The following is a 16,235-nucleotide window of genomic DNA, read 5'->3' as shown; positions in this document are numbered from 1 at the left end:
CCCGCGTCGACTGCGCGCACGAGGTCTCAGGCGCGAGCGGCGGCGGCGAGGTGCTCCGCGATCGAGTCGAAGTCGCTGCGCACCAGTCCGGCGGTCACCCGCACGAAGTTGCCGCTGATACTCGCCTCGAAAGGCGTCCCTGCCGCTACCCGGATGCCCGCCGCTGCCAACTGCACGATGGCAGCCCGCTCGTCCGCCACCTCGACCCAGGTGTTGATGCCATCGGAGGGCGGCAGCGTCACCCCGTGGGCGGCCAATGCCCCCGACAGTCGTTGCTGCCGGGAGCGGTAGATGCGCCTTGCGTCGTTTACCGCAGAGATCGAGGTCGAATCGATGAGCAGGTCGTACAGGATCCGCTGCAGCATGCGCGAGGTCCAGCCCGGGCCGAGGATACGCCGGGCAACGAGCCGTTCAATGAGGTCGGTTGGCCCACCGAGCGCTGCGATCCGCAGGTCCGGTCCGTGCGACTTGGAGAAGCTGCGGATGTGCAGCACCTGCCCGGGTAGCCACCTCCCCAGGCTCACGTCCCTGGCAATCGCAATTTCGCCGGAGTGGTCGTCTTCAATCACAATGGCATCGCTTGCGTGGCGACTGCGGCGGATGACGCTGGCCAGTTCTTCCGCGCGGGCTGTGGTCAGCGACCGGCCAGTCGGATTCTGCGCGCGTGGTTGCAGCAGGATGGCGCTGGGTCGCAGGGTGAGCGCCTCCGCGAGCAGGTCGGGACGCATACCGTACTCGTCGAGGCCGACCGGCACGCGCACGGCTCCGATGTGGTCGAGGAGGTCGAATATTGGGGGAAAGCCCGGATCCTCAACGACAACGCGATCGCCAAAGTGAATGACGCTCTCCATCGCGCGGGAGAGCGCGTCGAGAGCCCCATCGACCACCGTGATCGTCTCGACCGCATACGGCCAGCTTGATCGGAGCACCGCTTCGAGCTCCGGGATCACCGGCTGGTCGAGGTAGCTCGCCGTTCCCGCGCGTTCGGCGACGCGAGAGAGCGCTGGGCCGAGTGCGGGCAGCAGTTGTGGGTCGGGAGTGCCACTCGAGAGGTCAAGGCGGGTCGCCTCGAGTTGCCCGGCAAGACCCTGGAATCGGGGCGGCAGCCACTTACGGGGCGTGGCCATCACGAAACTGCCGCTGCGCCCGCGGGAGACGATGAGACCGACGCCCGAGAGGGCCTGCCAGGCGTGGCTGACCGTCGCGGGGCTCACCCGAAGATCGAGGGCGAGTTCCCGCACGGTCGGAAGGCGGTCGCCAGGCGCCAGGTCGCCCGAGGTGATCAGCCGGGCAACGGTGGCCGCGATACCATGCGGCGTCGGCTCTTCTACGGCCTGAGCGATGGGCTTCACATCAGGCCTCCGCTGTCAATGATTGATCTGGATTCGAATCGGCCCTATGTTTACGCCAACGTCATTGACAGAAACATAAGGGAAATGTTTACGGCGCACAATAACAAAACCCTTCAGACACACAGCTCGGCGAAAGAGGCCAAATTGACTGTCGTACGCGCAGCGATCACCCAAACCACGTGGACCGGCGACAAGGAGTCGATGATCGCAAAGCACGAGCAATTCGCTCGTGACGCGGCCGCCGACGGTGCTCAAGTTATCTGCTTCCAGGAGCTCTTCTACGGGCCGTATTTCGGCATCACCGAAGACGCGAAGTACTACGCCTATGCGGAAGCCGCCGACGGCCCGATCGTGCAGCGATTCGCAGCCCTCGCCAAGGAACTGAACCTCGTGATGGTGCTCCCGATCTACGAGGAGGACATGCCAGGCGTCTACTACAACACCGCCGTTGTGGTGGATGCCGACGGCACGATCCTCGGCAAATACCGCAAGCACCACATCCCTCACCTCGACAAATTCTGGGAGAAGTTCTACTTTCGCCCCGGTAACCTCGGGTACCCCGTCTTTCAGACGGCGGTCGGACCGATCGGCGTGTACATCTGCTACGACCGCCACTTTCCCGAGGGATGGCGCGAGCTCGGCCTCAACGGAGCGCAAATCGTCTTCAACCCCAACGCCACCAAGCCGGGTCTCTCCAATCGACTGTGGGAGGTCGAGCAGCCCGCGGCCGCCGGAGCGAACGGCTACTTCGTCGCCGCACCGAACCGGGTGGGCCGAGAAGACAACGAATACGGCGACCTCGCGGTCACCTTCTATGGCAACAGCCAGTTCGTCGACCCGCAGGGCAACATCATCGGTGGGTATGGCAGCGGTGAACACGAAGAGATAGTGATCCGCGATCTCGATATGGATATGATCCGGCAGGTTCGGGACAACTGGCAGTTCTACCGCGACCGTCGTCCCGAGTCGTACACCAGCATCCCGAAGCCGTAGGGACGCCGCCGTGAAGACTCTCATCACCAACGGCACGGTCGTCAACTCGACCGGCACCGCGCACGCCGACGTGCTCATTGACGGCGAGACCATTGCCGCCGTGCTCGCCCCCGGATCGCATCTGCTCGGCTTCGACGTGGCCGCCAATGTTGACACGGTCATCGACGCGACCGGGAAGTACGTAATCCCCGGCGGCATCGACGCTCACACCCACATGGAGATGCCATTCGGCGGCACTAACGCGTCCGACACCTTCGAGACCGGAACGCGGGCGGCGGCCTGGGGCGGCACGACATCCATCGTGGACTTCGTGGTGCAGTATGCGGGCGAGAACGTGATCGAGCAATACACCCTGTGGCAGGCCAAGGCCGCCGGGCAGTGTGCAATCGACTACGGGTTTCACCAGATCCTCAGCGACGTGCAGGACTCGTCGCTGGTCGCGATGGATGAGCTGCTGAAGGAGGGCGTGTCGAGCTTCAAGCTCTTTATGGCCTACAAGGGCGTGTTCCTCTCGGATGACGGACAGATCACCAAGGCGATGCAGAAGGCCGCATCCAACGGCTCGATGATCATGATGCACGCCGAGAATGGCAGCGTCATCGACCTGCTCGTTCAGCAGGCCATCGCCGCCGGGAACACCTCGCCATATTTCCATGGAACGACCCGTCCGTGGCAGGTGGAGGAGGAGGCCACCCACCGTGCCATCATGCTCGCGAATCTCACGGGGGCTCCGCTCTACGTCGTGCATGTGAGTGCCAAGCAGGCCGTGGCGCAGATCGCCACCGCTCGTGACACCGGACAGAACGTCTTCGGCGAGACCTGTCCGCAGTACCTGTACCTCTCGCTGGAGGAACAACTCGGCGCCACGAGCGATGAGTGGGGCAGTTTCGAGGGCGCCAAGTGGGTGTGCTCAACCCCGCTGCGGTCGCGGGAGGAGGGTCACCAACACCACATGTGGCAGTCGCTGCGCACCAACGACATCCAGATGGTCTCCACCGACCACTGTCCGTTCTGCATGAAGGGACAAAAAGACATGGGATTGACGGATTTTTCCCAGATCCCGAACGGCATCGGCTCGGTCGAACACCGAATGGACCTGCTCTACCAGGGCGTCGTCGACCGGCAGATCTCGCTTGAGCGCTGGGTCGAGGTAACCTCCACCACTCCGGCGCGCATGTTCGGCATGTACGGCAGAAAGGGCGTGATCCAGCCAGGAGCGGATGGGGACATCGTGATCTACGACCCGAACGGCCACACCTCAATCGGAATCGGCAAGGGCAGGTCTCACCACATGAACATGGACTACTCCGCCTGGGAGGGCTTCGAGATCGACGGCCACGTAGACACCGTGCTCTCCCGAGGCAAGGTGATTGTCGATGACCACCAATACCTCGGTGCGAAGGGTGACGGCAAGTACTTCGCGCGTGGCCTCTCGCAGTACCTGATCTGATGATCCTCGCCACAACCGGGGCAGGCCCGGAAACATCGAACGCACCCACTGTGAGGAACTGAACATGGAATTCGGAGCAGTACTCCAGACCAATCCGCCGGCCTCGCGCACGGTGTACCTCGCCAAACTCGCCGAGCAGCACGGATTCGACTACGCCTGGACCTTCGACTCCCACCTGCTCTGGCAGGAGCCGTATGTGATCTACAGCCAGATCCTGGCCGAGACGCACCGGATCAAGGTCGGCCCGATGGTCACCAACCCGGCCACGCGCGACTGGACCGTCACGGCATCCCTTTACGCCACCCTCAATGAGATGTACGGCAATCGCACCATTTGCGGCATCGGTCGTGGGGATTCCGCAGTCCGCGTGACAAACGGCGCTCCGACCACGCTCAAGACGCTTCGGGAGTCGATCCATGTGATCCGGGAGCTCGCGAACTCGCGCTCGGTCGAGTACAACGGCGCGCAGCTGCAGTTCCCCTGGAGCGTTGGGAGCGAACTCGAGGTCTGGGTCGCCGCCTACGGCCCGCTCGCCCTCAAACTGGCCGGTGAGGTCGGCGACGGCTTCATCCTGCAGATGGCGGACCTGGATGTCGCAGAGTGGATGATCGCCACCGTGCGCGAGGCCGCCGAAAAGGTCGGACGAGACCCGCTGTCGATCAAGTTCTGCGTTGCCGCCCCCATGTACATCGCCAATTCGGACGAGCAGAGTGATTGGGAGCATATGCGGGACCAATGCCGTTGGTTTGGGGGGATGGTCGGAAATCACGTCGCCGATATCGTGGCGAAGTACGGCGAGGGCTCCGCGGTGCCGAAGGCGCTCACCGACTACATCGCGGGTCGCGAGGGCTACGACTACAACCAGCACGGTCGCGCCGGCAACGCGCACGCCGAGTTCGTACCCGACGAGATCGTCGACCGTTTCTGTGTGCTCGGCACTGCGGACCAGCACATCGAGAAGCTGAAGGCGCTCAAGGAGCTCGGCGTCGACCAGTTCGCGGGCTACCTGCAGCATGACAACAAGGAAGAAACACTTCGGGTGTATGGCGAGACGGTGATCCCGGCCATGCGCGACCAGATCACGGCAAAGGTATGACCCTTCGACACGCTCAGGGAGCGCGGGCTCAGGAAGCTCCGCGCGTTCGCGGCCTGCTGCTCGGCGCCCTCGGCGTCGTTCTGCTCGGGGTGCTGTGGGAGGGCTACAAGGCTCTCGGTCCGGGGAACGGCGTCGTCGTCCGCGGGCTTACGATCCTGCCGCGCACCAGTGACCTCGCCATGCCGCATCTCGCGACCATGTTTTCCCGGCTGTTCGAGCCGGTAACCGCGACCCCTGGTTCGCCGGCACTGTGGAGCGCGGTGGTTCAGGCTGCCGGATTCAGCCTCGGCATCGCGGCGGTGGGGTGGCTGATCGGAGTGATCGTCGGATTGCTGCTCGCTATTCTCATGCAGCGTTTTCGCACAGCGGAATCGGCTCTCCTCCCGTGGGTCGTGCTCAGCCAAACGGTGCCGCTCATCGCGCTCGCCCCACTGATCGCCGGCATCGGTGCGCAGGTGCGCTTCGGCGAATCACGCTGGCAGGATTGGATGTCCGTCGCCGTGATTGCCTCCTACCTCGCCTTTTTTCCGGTGTCCGTTGGTGCTCTCCGCGGGCTCGAATCGCCCGATCGCGCACACGTGGAGCTCATGCGCACCTATGCCGTCGGGTGGTGGAAGACCCTCGTGACACTTCGACTACCCGCGAGCATCCCGTATTTGCTCCCCGCTTTGCGGCTCGCCGCTGCCAACGCGGTGATCGGTACGGTAGTCGCCGAAGTCTCGATCGGCCTGCGCGGTGGGGTCGGGCGAATGATGATCGAATACGCCTCGGCGTCCAGTGGCGATCCCGGTAAGCCGTGGGCGCCCATCTTCGGCGCGGTGCTCATCGGGCTGATCTCTGCGGGCCTCGTGGCCGCCATCGGATTGGCGCTCAAGAAATATCGCCGGGGAGAGGTAGTGGCATGACCGACGCGGTCACCGTCAGCGGAGCATCAAAGATCTTCCCTCTTGCCCGCGGCCAGCAGGTGGTCGCCCTGGAGGCGATCGACCTCGCGGTGTCGCCGGGGGAGTTCGTCTCTCTCATCGGGCCGAGCGGATGCGGCAAATCCACGTTGCTCCGCCTCATCGCCGACCTCGAGCAGCCGACCGCCGGCAGCATCACCGTCTTCGGCAAGACCGCCCGGCAGGCGCGCATCGACCAGGACTACGGCATCGCCTTCCAGCAGGCCGGGCTACTGCCGTGGCGCACGGTCACGGGCAACATCGAATTGCCGCTCGAACTGCACGGGGTTGGCAAGACCGCCCGGCGGGCGCGTGCCATCGAATTGCTCTCCTTGGTCGGGCTCTCCGACTTCTCCGACCGTTTCCCCGACCAGCTCTCCGGTGGCATGCAGCAGCGCGTGGCGATCGCCCGTTCGCTGGCGGAGAGCCCGGAGCTCCTGCTCATGGACGAGCCATTCGGTGCTCTCGACGAGATGACCCGCGAGCGGATGCAGGACGAGCTCGTGCGCATCTGCGCAGAGACCGGAGCGGCGGTGGTGTTTGTGACGCACTCGATTCCCGAAGCGGTGTTCCTTTCCGACCGGGTGGTGGTGATGTCACCTCGCCCTGGTCGGATCCGCGAGATCGTGCCGGTGGGGCTCGGCAGTGCCGGGAATCGTGACGATGGGCTGCGTGAGGCCTCCGGATTTTTCGCGGTCGTGAGCGCGGTGCGGGAAGCCCTGCACGGATCACCGATTTCCGAGGTGCGGGGAGTGGAGACGCGATGAGATCGGTCGGAGCGGGCCGGGGGCGGATGATTCTTGCCCCCGTCGTCCTCGGGGTGGTTGCACTCGCACTGTGGCAACTGGCCGTGGTCGGCTTCGCAATCAAGCCGTATGTGCTGCCGAGCCCCCTCGCGATCGGGGACCAGTTCACCCGCGCCTTCAGCGCAATCTGGTCGGGCACGAGGGTCACCGGATTCAACGCGCTCGTCGGCCTGTTTCTCGGGGCGATCCTCGGCATCCTGTTCGCCATCTTCTCTGCGCTGGTGCGCGTGTTCGACGAGATCACCCTTCCGATCGTCACGGCGATAGCGGTCGTGCCGATCGTGGCGCTCGCGCCCGTGCTGTACACGATGTTCGGCGCGGGAGCTGAGACTGGGCGCCAGCTCATCGCCGCACTCGCCGTGTTCATCCCGGTCTATGTCAACACGCTGCGGGGTCTGCGTCAGGTACGACCAGTGCACCGGGACCTCATGCGGGCCTATGCCGCGAGCTCCTGGCAGGCGACGCGAACGGTGACCCTTCCGGGCGCAACTCCGTTTCTCTTCACCGGACTGCGGATCGCGTCATCCCTCGCCGTGATTTCTGCGCTCATCGCGGAATACTTCGGTGGGCCGGTCGACGGCCTCGGCAAGTCGATCATCTCCGCCGCCTCGTACAGCAATTACGCCCTCGCCTATGCCTTCGTTCTCGGCTCCATCGTGCTGGGACTCGCGTTCTACCTGCTCACCCTCGCCCTGGAGAAATTTGCGACGAGGCATTCTCCCGCCTGACGTCCGTCGGTCCTTACCGTCGGCACCACCACCGCCCCATGAGTGACACCCCAGGAGGAATTAACAATGAAACACAGCAGAAGACTTGTTCTCGGCGTCATCGGTATCGCGACGGCGAGCGCGCTTGCTCTTGGCGGCTGTAGTAGCAGCCCACAGCCCTCCGGTGGCAGCAAGGGCCTCACCCCCGTCACGCTTCAGCTTCAGTGGGTGGCGCAGGCTCAGTTCGCCGGCTACTACGCCGCCGTTGCACAGGGCTACTACAAAGATGAGGGCCTCGATGTGAAGATCAAGGAGGCCGGCGCCGACACCGTGCCCATCACTTCGGTGACCAAAGGCGAGGCGGACTACGCGATCTCCTGGGTACCGAAGGTGCTCGGCTCAATCGAGCAGGGTGTCAACGTCACCGACGTCGCACAGATCTTCGAGCGAAGCGGCACCACTCAGATCTCGTTCAAGGACAAAAAGATCACGAGGCCGGCCGACCTGAAAGGTAAGAAGGTGGGGAGCTGGGGGTACGGGAATGAGTGGGAGCTCTTCGCCGGTATGCAGGATGCGGGTATCAACACGAGCTCCGGCATCAGCCTCGTGCAGCAGGCCTTCGACATGAAGGGCTTTCTCGCCGGTGACATCGACGCGGCCCAGGCGATGACCTACAACGAATACGCGCAGGTGCTCGAGACGGTCAATCCGACCACGGGCAAGCTTTACACCGTCGACGATCTCAACGTGATCAACTGGAATGACGACGGCAGTGCCATGCTCCAGGACGCGATCTGGGCGGATGCCGGCAAGCTCGCCGACGACACCAGCTATCAGTCCCAGACGGTCAAATTCATCAAGGCATCGATCAAGGGCTGGATCTACGTGCGGGACAATCCTCAGAAATCGGCGGACATCGTGACGGCTGCGGGCTCAACCCTCGGCACCAGCCACCAGCTGTGGATGACCAACGAGGTCAACAAGCTGATCTGGCCGTCCAGCGACGGCGGCATTGGCACGATCGACACCAAGTCCTGGGCCACCACGGTGAAGATCGCGATGGGCACCAAGAACGACACCGGCTCAACGATCATCACGGCGACACCGCCCAAGACCGCCTACTCCAATACCTTCGTGAAGAAGGCGCTGGCCGAACTGAAGACGGAAGGTATTGACACGACCGGAAGCAGTTTCACTCCGCTCACCGTCACTCTCAAAGAGGGCGGCAAGTAGTATCTGATTGACCCGGTGTGGGGGCCGTGACACGGCCCCCACGCCACCGACCGAAGGCACCACATGACCATCCTCGACCCTTCCCTTCTTGATGCAGCCGCGTTCGATCCGGCCGACGGCGCCGTCGCCTACGAGCTCGATCGCTCGCACGTCTTCCATTCCTGGTCGGCGCAGGGAGCGCTGAAGCCGTTCGTGATGGCCGGGGGACTCGCCTCCACCATCTGGGACTACACCGGCAACCGCTATCTCGACTTCTCGAGCCAGCTCGTCAACATGAACATCGGCCATCAGCACCCGAAGGTGATCGATGCCATCAAGGCGCAGGCAGACCTGCTCACGATGGTCGCGCCGGCGCACGCCAACCTCGCCCGCGGGCAGGCCGCCAAGCGCATCCTGGCCAAGGCCGGTCGCCCGTTCAGCAAGGTTTTCTTCACCAATGGCGGTGCGGATGCCAACGAGAACGCGATGCGGATGGCGCGCCTGGTGACCGGCCGCGACAAGATCCTCTCCCAGTACCGTTCGTACCACGGCAATACCGGGGCGGCCGTCGTCGCAACCGGCGACTGGCGTCGTGTGCCCAACGAGTTCTCACGCGGACATGTGCACTTCTTTGGACCGTTCCTCTACCGCTCGGAGTTCTGGGCCACTTCGCCCGAGCAGGAGTGTGAGCGTGCGCTCCACCACCTCGAGCGTGTGATTGTCTCGGAGGGCCAGGCATCGATCGCGGCCATCATCCTCGAGGGCGTCCCCGGCACTGCCGGCGTGCTCGTGCCGCCGCCGGGATACCTGGCTGGCGTGCGTGACCTTGCCGACAAGTACGGCATCCTGCTGATCATGGACGAGGTCATGTCGGGCTTCGGCCGCACCGGTGAATGGTTCGCCTGGCAGGGCTTCTCGGCGGGCGAGGGCGACTGGACCCCCGATCTGATCACCTTCGCCAAGGGGGTCAACTCCGGCTATGTGCCGGCCGGTGGTGTGGTGATCTCCGAGTCGATCGCCAACGCCTTTGAGACGCAGGTCTTCCCCGGTGGACTCACCTATTCGGGGCATCCGCTCGCCATGGCGTCCATCGTCGCAGCGCTGGATACGATGGACGAGGAGGGCATCATCGATAATGCCCGTGTCATCGGCACCGACCACCTCGCACCCGGGCTCGCCCAACTCGCGGCGAAGCATCCGATGATCGGGGAGGTGCGCGGTCTCGGCGTGTTCTGGGCGCTCGACCTGGTGGACGATCCTGAGACACGTGACCCGGTCTCCGGCGCCGTGATCGCGCAACTGAAGGCCGAGTTGATGTCGCGCGGGTTGTTCCCGTTCTCGGCCGACAATCGCATCCACGTGGTTCCCCCGTGCGTCGTCACCCCGGACGAGGTGGCGCGCGCCCTGGCGATCTACGACGAGGCATTCACGGCGGTGGAGTTGGGCTGACCGGTCCGCCACCTGTGGGTAGCCCTAAAGTGGCGACGGGAGCGGTGCGGATAGCTTAACTTTTAATCATGACGAGTCTGCCTGCGGTCGCTGACGCCGACCTTGTGATTCTCGGTGCCGGATGCGCGGGGCTGTCCCTTGCGGCCCGACTCGCGCGCTCACAGAGCGGTCTGCGAGTGGATGCCGTCGAGCCACGCACGGACTACGAAGACGACCGCAGCTGGTGTTTCTGGCGTCCGGAGCGCCACGACCTGTCCGAGCTGGTCTCGCACAGCTGGGCTGGCTGGCGTTTCTCTGGAGCAACCGGCCAAGCACTGCACCACCGCGTGGCAGGGCTGCGCTACCAGTACGTGCGGGGGAGTGACTTCTACGCGCGGGCGAGAGAGCGGATCGACTCATCCGCCCGTATCCGAACCCATGCCGGCGTGCACGCGACGGGGCTCGTACCTCTCGGAGACGGGCCAGACGCGCTCGTTCGGGTGGAGACCGATCGCGGCAGCATCATCGCCCGACACGTGATCGACACGCGTCCGAGGGTAATGCCGGCGGCGCTGTACCAGAGCTTCAGCGGCGTCGAGATCGAGAGCGAGCATCCGCTGCCATTCGACCAGCGAGAGGTCGGGCTGATGGATTCGATGGCGACGGATGACGGCGGCATGCACTTTCGCTACACGCTTCCCCTTGGCCGCACGCGCGCCCTCGTGGAATGGACCCGCTTCAGCGTGTCACCGGTGCCGCTCGCGACCCTGTCCGCCGAACTCGATACCGAACTCGGGCTGCTCGGGTTGGCCGGCGCACGGGTGATCCGGCGCGAAGGTGGCATCCTGCCGATGGGAACACTCGGCGCTCTGCCCGAGGTTGCGCGCGGCGTGGTCTTCGCCGGTAACTCCGGTGGTGCACTGCGGGCGGCGTCCGGCTACGGATTCCTGCGGATCCAGCGCTGGGCACGCGCCTGCGCCGAATCACTGCAGCGGGGGGAACCGCCCGTCGGGCATCCGGCCGAACCGTGGCTGAGGCGCTCGATGGACCGCATCTTCCTTCAAGCGGTGCGCGCCGATCTCGAGCGCGGCCCTGAGTACTTCCTCGCGCTTGCCCGCGGGGTGCCGGCAGCGGGACTCGTGCGGTTTTTGAGCGATGCTGCGCGCCTCACCGACTACGCCCGTCTTATCGCCAGCCTGCCCACCGTGCCGTTCCTGCGACAGCTCGCACCGAGTCGGTCGTCTGCGGCGCGGGACATGGTGCGCACGTGAGCGGGATGTCGGGCGCGCGGGTGCTGTGGACGCGCCCCTCGTTCGAAACCGTGTTCTTCTCGGTGGCCGCGATCGTGGCAGTACTCGGCATAGCCCTGCGACTGCCCGCCCCGCCGCTGCCGGTGCAGGCCGCGGTGCTCGGCGTGCTCGTGGCAACGCTCGGGCTGCCGCACGGTGCGCTCGATCCGCTCATCGCTCGTCGGGCCGGGCTCTGGCGGACTCCGCTCGGGTTCGCCGGTTTCAACCTCGGCTACCTCGTAATCGTGGTGCTGGTGGTCGGCGTCTGGCTGCTCGCTCCGACCGCGAGCCTTATCGGGTTCCTGGTGGTCTCGGGCATCCATTTCGGTGCCGACTGGAACAGCGGACGCAGTGTCGTGCTTCGCTCCCTCACCGGAGTCGGCCTACTCACGCTGCCAGCGTTCGCTCATCACGACGAGGTCGCGGGGATCTATCGCACCCTCGCGGGCACCGGCGGAGGGGTCGTGGCCGACGTGCAGGCCCTGCTGGGGCCGGTCGCGATTATCGCCATGCTGATCGGAGCCACTCTTGCGCTGCGGCGCCGGCCCACCGACACGCTCGAGATCCTGCTTGCCGCAACCCTGGCGCTCGTCGCGCCCCCGCTCATCTTCTTCGCCCTCTACTTCTGTGCCCTGCACAGCGCGCGCCACCTGCGCCACGGATTCGCCGAGGAGCGTGGAAGCGGCCGACTTGCGGTGCTCATCACCGTGGTTTACACGGTGGTACCGATCGCGGCGGTCGGCATCCTCACGGTGGTGTTCGTGGGCGATTTCGCTCCGGGGGGATCACTGGCCGGCGGCTGGATCATCCGGCTGGTCTTCATCGGGCTCGCCGCCCTCACCGTGCCGCACATGATGGTGATCGCCATTGGCGAGCTGCGCGGGCGACGACAGTCCGCCTTGAGGCGTGCCGATAGCCTGGCCTGATGTTCGCGGCGCCGTGCAGGAATCGACGGTTCGCGCAGGGCACAGCAGGCGTTCATAGAGCATCGCAAGCACGAGCGTAAACTCTTCTGGTGCCTCACGTGATCAAGACCCCGTATACCGTCGATGTCTACGACCTCATGCACCGCCCAGGCGAGATGCGAGATCGATCGATCGACATCGTCGTTCCGGAGGAGTTCGGTAACGCGATGATCGGGATGAAAGCGGGCAGTGAGCTGCGGGTCGAGCTGCGGATGGAGTCGCTGCACGACGGCATTCTGGTGAGCGCAGACATCGACGGAACAGCCGCCGGAGAGTGCGGTCGGTGCCTGATTGACATCGAACAGGCCGTTCAGGTCGAAATTCAAGAGCTTTTCGCGTATTCTTCAGACGAAGCTTTTGAATACGAGGTTCACGAGGACACCATCGACCTCGAACCCGTAATCAGGGATGCGGTGGTGTTGTCACTCCCGTTCCAGCCGGTCTGTCAAGAAGATTGCCTCGGCCTGTGCCCGCAGTGTGGGGTGCGGCTCCTCGACAACCCGGGCCACGAGCACGAGAATCCCGTCGATCCACGGTGGGCGGCTCTCGGGAGCCTGGCCGCTTTCGACAGCACGACAGAGACCATCACCACCACGAATGTGACCGACGCTGCCAGCAGCGCGGAGTAGAGAAAAGAGAAACTCATGGCCGTACCGAAGCGCAAGATGTCCCGCGCCAGCACCCGCGCGCGTCGCGCCCAGTGGAAGGCGACCCCTCCCACCCTGGTAAAGACCGTTGAAGGCGGAAAGGTTACCTACAGCCTTCCGCACCGCGCGAAGGTCGTGGAGGACTCCACCGGAGCTCCCCTCTACATGGAGTACAAGGGCCGTAAGGTCGCGGACGTCTAGTCGCCTTGTCGTCACCGACGGACTTGGCATCGACGGACTTGGCATCGACGGACCTGGCATCGACGATGCCGGGGACTGAGGCTGCTCGAGTCGAACTCGAGCAACTTCTCGCGGTGGACGTGAGCCAAGAGCTGCTTGAGCTCGCGCTGACCCATCGGTCCTATGCCTACGAACATGGAGGCCTCGCTCATAACGAGCGCCTCGAGTTTCTCGGCGACTCGATTTTAGGCCAGGCCGTAACGGTGATGCTCTATCGCGACAACCCGAAGCTCGACGAGGGTGAGCTTGCCAAGCGGCGCGCGAGCCTCGTCAGTTCGGTGGCGTTGGCAGAGGTTGCCCGGATGATCGGGCTGGGCCGCCACATCCGCCTCGGTCGCGGTGAGGAACTCACCGGGGGGCGCGACAAGTCGTCCATTCTCGCCGACACTGTCGAAGCGGTGATCGGAGCGACTTACCTCGATGCGGGCGGCGAAGCGGCCACTGCGCTTGTGCTGCGGCTGATCGCGCCGCTGATGCTCGATCCGGATCGCTTCGGCGCGGCGATGGATCCAAAAACCAGCCTGCAGGAACTTTCGGCCAGAGCCGGTCGGGGGCTGCCCCGCTATGCCGTGACCGACAGTGGCCCCGACCATTCCAAGCGATTCCACGCGACGGTCTCCCTCGAGGGTACCGATATCGCCGAGGGCGACGGCACGAGTAAGAAGCAGGCCGAGATGGCTGCCGCGCTCGAGGCCTGGACCATACTTTCGACCACTTCCTCGCCCCAACGGTAACGGTGCCGGAGCTCCCCGAGGTCGAGGTGGTGCGCGCCGGCCTTGAGCCGGCGGTCACCGGTGCGACTGTCGATGCCGTCACCGTGTTCGAGGAGCGATCGTTGCGCCGCCACGGCGGCCCGAGCGAGGATTTCGTCGAGCGACTGGCGGGACGCACCATCCTCGCCGCCGTGCGCCGGGGTAAGTTCCTCTGGCTGCCGCTGTCTTCGTCGCGTGCGCCCAAAACGCAGGAGATTCGCCACGAAATCGACGGATTGACGACACAAGACACACTCGATGGCGAATCTCCTGCGTTTTCAGAACCGGGGGAGGCGCTCCTCGTGCACCTGGGCATGAGCGGGCAGGTGTTACTGCGCGACGTAGCGCAGGCGGATGACGCGCTCCTGCGCATCCGACTGGACATCGCCTCTCCGGCTCATGGCCCCCTGCGTGTGGATTTCGTCGACCAGCGAATCTTCGGGTCGATGGCCATTGACCTGCTCGTGCCGACCCCCGATGGGCATGCTGCGGGATTCGGCTCGGATGCCGCCCTCATTCCCAGCCAGGTGTCGCATATCGCGCGCGATCCCCTCGACCCTGCGTTCAGTGATCGGCGCTTTTTCGACGCGCTGGCCAGGCGCCGAACCGGCATCAAGCGCGCGCTCCTCGACCAGGGCCTCATCAGCGGTATCGGCAACATCTACGCAGACGAGGCGCTGTGGGCCGCCCGTATCCACTACGACCAGCCGACGGCCACACTCACCCGGACGCGGGCCCGCACGCTGCTCGCCGAGGTGCGGCTCGTGCTCGGCCGGGCGCTTGCGGAAGGCGGCACGAGCTTCGATGCCCAGTATGTGAACGTGAACGGGGCATCCGGCTACTTCTCGCGATCGCTCAACGCGTACGGACAGCACGGCAAGAGCTGCCCGAGATGTGGGAGGCCGATCATCCGCGAGTCGTTCATGAACCGCGGCTCGCACTTCTGCCCGTTTTGCCAGAGGATTCGAGCCGCCTGAGCCCGGAGTATCGACACCCGATCGTGACGGGTCTTGAGCTCACACATCAGTATTACTAAATTGATTACAGTAATTGTTTCGGGGATGCACTCCACCCGTGGTCGTCACTTTCGACACGCAAGGGCCGCGGCATCCTTCCACGCACTGCAGGCCAACCTGGGCACGGCCGATGGCTCAGGGCTCTATCGTGAGCGGTATCCGGTCGAGGCCGGGGACAACGCGTACTCCTACGAGTGGCCGTTTTCCCAGGTGCACATCGCGATCGCCGACCTCGCTAACCAACCCGGAGTCACCAGCCATCGGTCCGACAAGGATCTTGCCTCGGCTACTCGGGCGCAGGAGCACTATTGGAACGCATCCGGGGGCACGACCGGACTGCCGGGCTATGCCTCCTAAGCGCTCAGCCCCTACGGCGGCGGCGCAGACTTCTTCTACGACGACAACGAATGGGTGAGGCTGCTCGACGTGCAGTGCTATCTGACCGATCGGGATCCCGTGGCCCTCGGAACGGCGAAGCAGATCTTCGACCTCGTCGTCTCCGGCTGGGACAGCGATCCAAAACACGCCTCGCCGGGAGGAATCTTCTGGATTCAGGCCTCGTGGAGCACCGATCGGAACACCGTGTCGAACATGCCAGCGGCGGAGCTCGGGGTGCGGCTGTACCAGATCACCGGAACCACGAGCTACCTCGACTGGGCGTTGCGGATGTACCACTGGACCAACCACAACCTGCGGCGCCCGGATCGCCTGTACTCCGACCATCTCGACCGCGCCGGCACGATCGAGCCGGCGGTCTGGTCGTACAACCAGGGGGTGCCCATCGATGTGAACGTTTCTGCTCTGCCAGGCAACGCGCGATCGGAAATACCTGGCGGAGGCCCAGCGCATCGCCTCTTCCGCCGCGGCCTACTACGACATCAAAGAGGGAATCTCAACCCAGCCGGTCTCCTTCAACTCGATCTATTCCAAGAACCTCATGCTGCTCGAATCGACCACCGGTGGCTCGACCTATCGCCCGGCGATGCAGTCCTACGCCGACAGCGTCTGGGCTGTGAACCGGGATGCCGCGACCGGGCTGTTCCACTTCGGCGGCGATCACACCCCGGTCATCGACCAGGCCGCGATGGTGCAGACCTACGCCGTTCTGGTATGGGCCCCACCGCGGCGGCGTTCACTGCATTGAGCACTGTCACCGTGCGAGAAGCGCTCGAGATTCGAGCCACGGAGAAGAAATCATGACGCTGAGACAACACGGTGCGTGGATCATCGCAACGACCATCGCGGTGATCGCCGTTGTAGCGCTCATCACCCCTGCGGCAGCATCCGCCTCGCCGACCCCTCTCACTCGACTCCCGCGGCGCCACCCTCGAGTGTCGCGAC

The 16,235-nt window shown here is 64.7% G+C and carries 16 protein-coding genes and 1 pseudogene; 16 read left to right on the top strand and 1 reads right to left on the bottom strand.

Going from position 1 to position 16,235, the window contains the following annotated elements; genetic code table 11:
- Positions 1-26: 26 nt before the first annotated feature.
- Positions 27-1,352 carry an aminotransferase-like domain-containing protein gene (locus RCH11_RS03400; RefSeq protein ID WP_327055583.1) on the bottom strand — a complete coding sequence of 442 codons (1,326 nt, stop codon included), beginning with the start codon at positions 1,350-1,352 and terminating at the stop codon, positions 27-29.
- Positions 1,353-1,496: 144 nt separating this feature from the next.
- Here RCH11_RS03400 and RCH11_RS03395 point away from each other — a divergent pair, with 144 nt between their 5' ends.
- The 16 genes and pseudogenes from RCH11_RS03395 to RCH11_RS03320 all read left to right on the top strand — a co-directional run.
- Positions 1,497-2,345 carry a nitrilase-related carbon-nitrogen hydrolase gene (locus RCH11_RS03395; protein ID WP_327055582.1) on the top strand — a complete coding sequence of 283 codons (849 nt, stop codon included), beginning with the start codon at positions 1,497-1,499 and terminating at the stop codon, positions 2,343-2,345.
- Between the two features lie 10 nt (positions 2,346-2,355).
- Complete coding sequence (hydA, locus tag RCH11_RS03390) at positions 2,356-3,795, top strand: dihydropyrimidinase (RefSeq protein WP_327055581.1); 1,440 nt, start codon at positions 2,356-2,358, stop codon at positions 3,793-3,795.
- A gap of 64 nt (positions 3,796-3,859) precedes the next feature.
- Positions 3,860-4,891 (top strand): TIGR03842 family LLM class F420-dependent oxidoreductase, encoded by a 1,032-nt coding sequence (locus RCH11_RS03385; RefSeq protein ID WP_327055580.1) that lies wholly within the window; start codon positions 3,860-3,862, stop codon positions 4,889-4,891.
- Positions 4,888-5,796, top strand: coding sequence for an ABC transporter permease (locus tag RCH11_RS03380; protein ID WP_327055579.1), 909 nt, complete (start codon positions 4,888-4,890; stop codon positions 5,794-5,796). Before RCH11_RS03385 ends, RCH11_RS03380 begins: the two co-directional genes overlap by 4 nt.
- Complete coding sequence (locus tag RCH11_RS03375; RefSeq protein ID WP_327055578.1) at positions 5,793-6,599, top strand: ABC transporter ATP-binding protein; 807 nt, start codon at positions 5,793-5,795, stop codon at positions 6,597-6,599. The genes RCH11_RS03380 and RCH11_RS03375 overlap by 4 nt, the downstream gene beginning before the upstream one ends.
- Positions 6,596-7,366: an ABC transporter permease gene (locus tag RCH11_RS03370; protein ID WP_327055577.1), complete on the top strand. Its 771-nt coding sequence runs from the start codon at positions 6,596-6,598 to the stop codon at positions 7,364-7,366. Before RCH11_RS03375 ends, RCH11_RS03370 begins: the two co-directional genes overlap by 4 nt.
- Before the next feature lie 66 nt (positions 7,367-7,432).
- Complete coding sequence (locus tag RCH11_RS03365; RefSeq protein WP_327055576.1) at positions 7,433-8,578, top strand: ABC transporter substrate-binding protein; 1,146 nt, start codon at positions 7,433-7,435, stop codon at positions 8,576-8,578.
- A gap of 63 nt (positions 8,579-8,641) precedes the next feature.
- Positions 8,642-10,006 carry an aspartate aminotransferase family protein gene (locus tag RCH11_RS03360; RefSeq protein WP_327055575.1) on the top strand — a complete coding sequence of 455 codons (1,365 nt, stop codon included), beginning with the start codon at positions 8,642-8,644 and terminating at the stop codon, positions 10,004-10,006.
- 68 nt (positions 10,007-10,074) lie between these two features.
- Positions 10,075-11,256 carry a lycopene cyclase family protein gene (locus RCH11_RS03355; RefSeq protein ID WP_327055574.1) on the top strand — a complete coding sequence of 394 codons (1,182 nt, stop codon included), beginning with the start codon at positions 10,075-10,077 and terminating at the stop codon, positions 11,254-11,256.
- Positions 11,257-11,261: 5 nt separating this feature from the next.
- The gene (locus RCH11_RS03350) at positions 11,262-12,200 is read left to right on the top strand and encodes a Brp/Blh family beta-carotene 15,15'-dioxygenase (protein ID WP_327055806.1); all 939 of its coding nucleotides are present in this window, start codon (positions 11,262-11,264) and stop codon (positions 12,198-12,200) included.
- Between the two features lie 89 nt (positions 12,201-12,289).
- On the top strand, positions 12,290-12,868 hold the full coding sequence (locus RCH11_RS03345; RefSeq protein WP_327055573.1) for a YceD family protein: 579 nt from the start codon (positions 12,290-12,292) through the stop codon (positions 12,866-12,868).
- A 15-nt stretch (positions 12,869-12,883) separates the two neighbouring features.
- Positions 12,884-13,087: a 50S ribosomal protein L32 gene (gene rpmF / locus RCH11_RS03340; RefSeq protein WP_185201195.1), complete on the top strand. Its 204-nt coding sequence runs from the start codon at positions 12,884-12,886 to the stop codon at positions 13,085-13,087.
- 65 nt (positions 13,088-13,152) lie between these two features.
- Positions 13,153-13,860, top strand: a complete 708-nt coding sequence (rnc, locus tag RCH11_RS03335) for a ribonuclease III (RefSeq protein WP_327055572.1) — start codon at positions 13,153-13,155, stop codon at positions 13,858-13,860.
- A gap of 2 nt (positions 13,861-13,862) precedes the next feature.
- Positions 13,863-14,855 carry a bifunctional DNA-formamidopyrimidine glycosylase/DNA-(apurinic or apyrimidinic site) lyase gene (mutM, locus tag RCH11_RS03330; RefSeq protein ID WP_327055571.1) on the top strand — a complete coding sequence of 331 codons (993 nt, stop codon included), beginning with the start codon at positions 13,863-13,865 and terminating at the stop codon, positions 14,853-14,855.
- Between the two features lie 60 nt (positions 14,856-14,915).
- Complete coding sequence (locus RCH11_RS03325) at positions 14,916-15,251, top strand: hypothetical protein (RefSeq protein ID WP_327055570.1); 336 nt, start codon at positions 14,916-14,918, stop codon at positions 15,249-15,251.
- A gap of 39 nt (positions 15,252-15,290) precedes the next feature.
- A pseudogene (locus tag RCH11_RS03320) lies at positions 15,291-16,094 on the top strand (glycoside hydrolase family 76 protein); the annotation flags it as partial.
- Between the last annotated feature and the right edge of the window lie 141 nt (positions 16,095-16,235).

The organism is Glaciihabitans sp. GrIS 2.15 (genome assembly GCF_035984695.1).
Taxonomy (GTDB): Bacteria; Actinomycetota; Actinomycetes; order Actinomycetales; family Microbacteriaceae; genus Lacisediminihabitans.
This window is presented reverse-complemented; position numbering and strand designations above follow the sequence as displayed.

Bases quoted from the DNA above. Each gene is read 5' to 3' on its own strand.
- RCH11_RS03385 (WP_327055580.1), top strand. From the start codon at position 3,860: ATGGAATTCGGAGCAGTACTCCAGACCAATCCGCCGGCCTCGCGCACG.
- RCH11_RS03380 (WP_327055579.1), top strand. From the start codon at position 4,888: ATGACCCTTCGACACGCTCAGGGAGCGCGGGCTCAGGAAGCTCCGCGC.
- RCH11_RS03375 (WP_327055578.1), top strand. From the start codon at position 5,793: ATGACCGACGCGGTCACCGTCAGCGGAGCATCAAAGATCTTCCCTCTT.
- RCH11_RS03370 (WP_327055577.1), top strand. From the start codon at position 6,596: ATGAGATCGGTCGGAGCGGGCCGGGGGCGGATGATTCTTGCCCCCGTC.
- RCH11_RS03365 (WP_327055576.1), top strand. From the start codon at position 7,433: ATGAAACACAGCAGAAGACTTGTTCTCGGCGTCATCGGTATCGCGACG.
- RCH11_RS03360 (WP_327055575.1), top strand. From the start codon at position 8,642: ATGACCATCCTCGACCCTTCCCTTCTTGATGCAGCCGCGTTCGATCCG.
- RCH11_RS03355 (WP_327055574.1), top strand. From the start codon at position 10,075: ATGACGAGTCTGCCTGCGGTCGCTGACGCCGACCTTGTGATTCTCGGT.
- RCH11_RS03350 (WP_327055806.1), top strand. From the start codon at position 11,262: ATGTCGGGCGCGCGGGTGCTGTGGACGCGCCCCTCGTTCGAAACCGTG.
- rpmF (WP_185201195.1), top strand. From the start codon at position 12,884: ATGGCCGTACCGAAGCGCAAGATGTCCCGCGCCAGCACCCGCGCGCGT.
- rnc (WP_327055572.1), top strand. From the start codon at position 13,153: ATGCCGGGGACTGAGGCTGCTCGAGTCGAACTCGAGCAACTTCTCGCG.